The following is a 5,326-nucleotide window of genomic DNA, read 5'->3' as shown; positions in this document are numbered from 1 at the left end:
CGAAAACCTGTTCTATGGCCTTTACCGGCGCACGGAATCCTTTTTCGAGAACTCCGATATGAAAGCGGAGGGAATGCCGTCTCCCGAGGAACTGGCAATTCTGGAACCCTATCGGGATCAGCTTCCCGAAAGCGTATTTCAAACTGCCTACCTCCAGCCGGTCAGCGATGGTTCCGGATTTGACCGCAAGTTGCTGCGCGAGGCGAGCCAGATGTTTGAAGATGCGGGATACAAACGGCAGGGGAAAGACCTGATCGGACCGGACGGGAAACCGCTGACCATTGAATTCCTGAACAATTCTCCGGCTTTTGAACGCATCATCAACCCGTATATCAAGAACCTTGAGCGTCTCGGCATCAAGGCGACATTCCGCCTTGTCGATGCGGCGCAGTATCAGTCGCGGCTGAATGACTACGACTTCGACATCTGTTCCCGCCGTTACTCCCTGACGCCGACGCTGGAAGAATCCATCAAGACCTCCTGGGGATCACAGGCAGCCAAAACACCCGGTACCTACAACATAGCCGGGATTGCGGACCCGGTGATCGATGCTCTGATGGACCAGGCGCTTGCGGCGAAAACCCGAGCCGACATGGTCACTGCCGCGCGCGCGTTGGATCGGGTTCTCAGATCCGGACACTATTGGGTGCCGCAGTGGAACAACCCGTCCCACAACGTCGCCATGTGGGACATGTTCGGTTATCCGGAGGAACCGCCTCGCTATTTCTTCCCGGTCGAAGAACTGTGGTGGGTCGACACGGAAAAGGCAAAAAAGATCGGTAAAGCCGGTTAAATACAGTCGCCGTGACAAGAGGCAGCTTCGAAGAGCAAACAATAAAGGAAGTGCACGAACTCCATGGGCGCCTATATCCTTCGCCGATTATTGCTGATGATACCGACGCTGGTCGGCATCATGGCCATCAATTTCGTCATTATTCAATTTGCGCCTGGCGGTCCGGTCGAACGTGTCATCGCCCAGCTTCAGGGAACGGATGTCTCGGCAACGTCGCGGATCAGCGGAGGCGGTGGTGACATGGTCGGCGGCAACGATGCGTCTGGAGGCAGCGGGGTCGCCTCCGACAGCGTGACGTCGAAATATCGCGGAGCGCAGGGGCTCGATCCGGAATTCATCAAGGAACTGGAAGCGCAATTCGGTTTCGATAAACCGCCCCTGGAACGCTTTTTGAACATGCTGTGGAACTATGCCAGGTTCGATTTTGGCGAGAGTTATTTCCGGGATATCCGAATACTGGATCTGATCGTGGAGAAACTGCCCGTTTCCATATCTCTCGGGCTATGGATGACGTTTATCTCCTATCTGGTTTCAATTCCCTTAGGTATCCGCAAAGCCGTGGCCGACGGTTCCCGATTTGACGTCTGGACATCCGGCGTGATCGTCGTGGCATATGCTATCCCCGGGTTCCTGTTTGCGGTGTTGCTGATCGTGCTTTTTGCCGGGGGATCCTTCTGGGACCTTTTCCCGCTGCGTGGCCTTGTCTCGGACAACTGGGAAGAGCTCTCCTGGCCTGCACGTATCGCCGACTACTTCTGGCACCTGGCGCTGCCGTTGACCGCAATGGTTCTATCGGCGTTTGCCACAACGACCCTGCTCACCAAAAACTCCTTCCTCGATGAAATCCGCAAGCAATATGTGACGACGGCCAGAGCGAAGGGTTTGAATGAACGACAGGTGCTATACGGTCATGTGTTCCGCAACGCCATGTTGATCGTTGTCGCCGGATTCCCGGGCGCTTTCATCTCTTCCTTCTTTGCCGGCTCATTGTTGATCGAAACGATCTTCTCGCTCGACGGCCTCGGGTTGCTCGGGTTTGAATCGGTGATCAACCGGGACTACGCGGTGGTCTTTGCAACGCTCTATATCTTCTCGCTCATGGGACTGCTGGTGAACCTGATTTCCGATCTCACCTACACCTGGATCGATCCCCGGATCGATTTCGAAAGCCGGGAGGTCTGAGCAATGGATTCCCGTTTGAACAAGGATCTGGAAAACGCCGGCTACGATGTGCTCAATCCCCTGCCCGAGGAAACCGCTCCTCCACCGAAGCAGATGCGCCTGTCGCCGATCAATCAGCGCAGGCTGGCGAACTTCAAGGCGAACAGACGTGGTTTCTGGTCTCTCTGGATTTTTCTGGTCCTTTTCGTTCTGGCAATGCTCGCCGAATTCATAACCAATGATCGTCCGGTCCTGGTGTCCTACAAGGGTGACCTTCTGGCTCCGGTTTTCGTTGATTACCCGGAAGAAAAATTCGGTGGTTTCCTGGCCGTGACCGATTATCGGGACCCGTTTATCCAGGAAGAGATCAATGCCAATGGCTGGATGCTGTGGCCACTGGTTCGCTACTCCTATCGGACCGTGAACAACGAAATACCGATTCCCGCCCCGGCTCCTCCTTCTTGGACAATGGACAAGGAGCAGCGTTGCGTGCGTTATCCGCTGGGAGCCGAAGATCCAAACTGCGTTGTCGGCAACTGGAACTGGCTCGGTACGGATGACCAGGGACGGGATGTGCTCGCGCGCCTGATCTATGGCTTCCGCATTTCGGTGCTCTTGGATTGGCTCTGACACTTGCCTCATCCGTAATTGGCATCGCCGCGGGCGCGGTGCAGGGCTATTACGGCGGCTGGGTGGATCTCATTTTCCAGCGCTTCATCGAGATCTGGACGGCTGTTCCGACGCTTTACCTAATCCTGATCGTCTCTTCGTTCCTGGTGCCCGGTTTCTGGACATTGTTCACGATCCTGCTGGCTTTTTCCTGGGTTGCGCTGGTTGGCGTTGTCCGGGCGGAGTTTTTGCGCGGCCGGAATTTTGAGTACATATCGGCGGCCCGTGCGCTGGGCGTCTCCAATCCGGTAATCATGTGGCGGCACCTGCTGCCCAATGCCATGGTCGCGACGCTGACCTTCATGCCATTCATCCTGAACGGTTCGATTTCAACCCTGACCGCGCTGGACTTTCTCGGTTTCGGTTTGCCGCCCGGTTCGGCCTCGCTCGGGGAACTGCTGGCACAGGGCAAGAACAACCTTCAGGCACCCTGGCTTGGCATAACCGGCTTTATCGTGATCTCGCTGATGCTCAGCCTGCTGATCTTTATCGGTGAAGCAGTGCGCGACGCTTTCGATCCGCGCAAGAGCCTGGCGTGAGGAAGAAAACATGACAAATCAGCCCCTCCTCACCATCAAGGACCTGTCGGTTGCCTTCACGCAAGGCGGCCGGGAAACACTTGCCGTTGACCGGATTTCCTTCGATATCAAGAAGGGTGAAACCGTTGCCTTGGTCGGCGAAAGCGGATCAGGCAAATCGGTGTCTGCCTTGTCGATCCTCAAGCTTCTGCCCTATCCGGCAGCGTCCCATCCTTCGGGTGAAATCCTGATGAACGGTCAGAACCTCCTGCAAGTCAACGACAACGAGATGCGCAAGGTACGCGGCAATGCTGTATCGATGATCTTCCAGGAACCGATGACCTCGCTCAATCCGTTGCACTCGGTTGAAAAACAGATTTCTGAAATTCTGAAAATTCACCGGGGCATGAGCGATACCCAGGCCAGAGAACGGGTGTTGGAACTGCTCAATCAGGTTGGAATCCGGGATCCGGAAAAGCGTCTCAGTTCCTACCCGCATCAGCTTTCGGGCGGTCAGCGTCAGCGGGTGATGATTGCAATGGCGCTTGCCAACGAACCTGACCTGCTGATCGCCGATGAGCCGACGACAGCGCTTGACGTTACGGTCCAGGCGCAAATCCTGGAACTCCTGAAGGATCTGCAACGCCAGCAAGGCATGGCGATGTTGTTTATCACCCACGATCTCGGCATTGTCCGCAAGTTTTCAGACCGCGTCTGTGTGATGACGGGCGGCAAGATCGTTGAGCAAGGACCTGTTGCAGATATTTTCGATCACCCGAAACACGACTACACAAAGCATCTGCTGGCAGCCGAGCCGAAAGGCGACCCTCCCGTCACCGATACCAGAAAACCAATTGTCGTGCAGGCCGATGACCTGAAAGTCTGGTTCCCGGTCAAACGTGGCCTGCTGCGCAAGACGGTCGACCATATCAAGGCTGTCGATGGCATCGACGTCACGGTGCGCGAAGGGCAGACATTGGGCATTGTGGGCGAGAGTGGATCGGGCAAGACGACGCTCGGCCTCGCCATCTTGCGCATGATATCCTCCACCGGCCGGATTGCCTTCAAGGGCAAAGATATTGAAGGCAATTCCTGGAAGGAAATGCGGCCGCTTCGCCGGGACATGCAAATCGTCTTTCAGGATCCGTTTGGAGCGCTGTCACCGCGAATGTCAGTTGCCGATATTGTTGGTGAGGGGCTTCAGGTGCACTTTCCCGGTATCTCGGCTGAGGAGCGCGATCGGAGAGTGGCACAGGCACTGGAGGAGGTCGGGCTTGATGCTTCGACCCGCCATCGTTATCCGCACGAGTTTTCAGGTGGCCAACGCCAGCGGATTTCGATTGCGCGTGCCATGGTTCTCGAACCGAAATTCGTCATGCTGGACGAACCGACATCGGCACTGGACATGAGCGTACAGGCGCAGGTGGTCGATCTATTGCGTGACCTGCAAAGGGCCCACGGTCTTGCCTATCTGTTTATCTCTCATGACCTGAAGGTCGTGCGCGCGCTGGCCAATGAAGTCATCGTCATGCGTCAGGGTAAGGTCGTTGAATCCGGTCCAGCGGAACAGATATTCGACACGCCGCAGACCGACTACACCAAGGCGTTGATGGCAGCGGCCTTCAGACTGGAAACGGCACCGGAAGGTGTTGTGAGCATCTGATCCACGCAAACCGGTGATCGGAGCAGGGCGACATGGTTGAGCACTTGGGACTGATCGCGGTTGTGATCATGGTCGCCAGTTATGCGTTGGAGAATAAACACCCGGTCTTCATTCTGATCTTTGCATCTGGATGCGCCCTTGCCAGTTTTTATGCGTTTTTGATCGGGTCCATTCCGTTTCTGATTGCAGAAGGGATATGGGCATTGATCGCGCTTTATCGGTACCGCAAAGCGATTTGGACCTGAGGGGAGTGCCGCCGGGAGTATTAAACGGCCCTAGTGTGATGGAATACAATTCCCGTCAGGGTGTGAAATCATTTCGGCGCGGTCGGAGCCGCGCCGGAACGACAATCCTGATGGCACCCTACTGACAGGGGCGCACAGGATCTTCCATTTTCTTGCTGCCACCTGAGGGAACGTTCCTCAAGTCGTAATCCTTTGCAAGGAGGACGTATTCCTTGATCTCTGATGTCTTCATGAAAGTGGATATCAGCATCTGACCGTCATCGTCCGGATCGACCTT

4 protein-coding genes and 1 pseudogene are annotated in these 5,326 nt (G+C 55.8%); all 5 read left to right on the top strand.

Going from position 1 to position 5,326, the window contains the following annotated elements:
* Positions 1–793 (top strand): ABC transporter substrate-binding protein (locus tag K5905_RS26775; RefSeq protein WP_297589975.1); only part of this gene is annotated, 793 nt, incomplete at its 5' end.
* A 63-nt stretch (positions 794–856) separates the two neighbouring features.
* A complete protein-coding gene (locus K5905_RS26770; RefSeq protein ID WP_297589972.1) occupies positions 857–1,975 on the top strand; it encodes a microcin C ABC transporter permease YejB in 1,119 nt (372 codons plus the stop codon).
* A 93-nt stretch (positions 1,976–2,068) separates the two neighbouring features.
* A pseudogene (locus K5905_RS26765) lies at positions 2,069–3,162 on the top strand (ABC transporter permease).
* Between the two features lie 10 nt (positions 3,163–3,172).
* Positions 3,173–4,804, top strand: a complete 1,632-nt coding sequence (locus tag K5905_RS26760; RefSeq protein ID WP_297589969.1) for an ABC transporter ATP-binding protein — start codon at positions 3,173–3,175, stop codon at positions 4,802–4,804.
* Between the two features lie 32 nt (positions 4,805–4,836).
* A complete protein-coding gene (locus K5905_RS26755; protein ID WP_297589966.1) occupies positions 4,837–5,049 on the top strand; it encodes a hypothetical protein in 213 nt (70 codons plus the stop codon).
* Positions 5,050–5,326: the final 277 nt, after the last annotated feature.

Origin of the sequence: Roseibium sp. (genome assembly GCF_025698965.1) — a bacterium.
Lineage (GTDB): Bacteria > Pseudomonadota > Alphaproteobacteria > Rhizobiales > Stappiaceae > Roseibium.
This window is presented reverse-complemented; position numbering and strand designations above follow the sequence as displayed.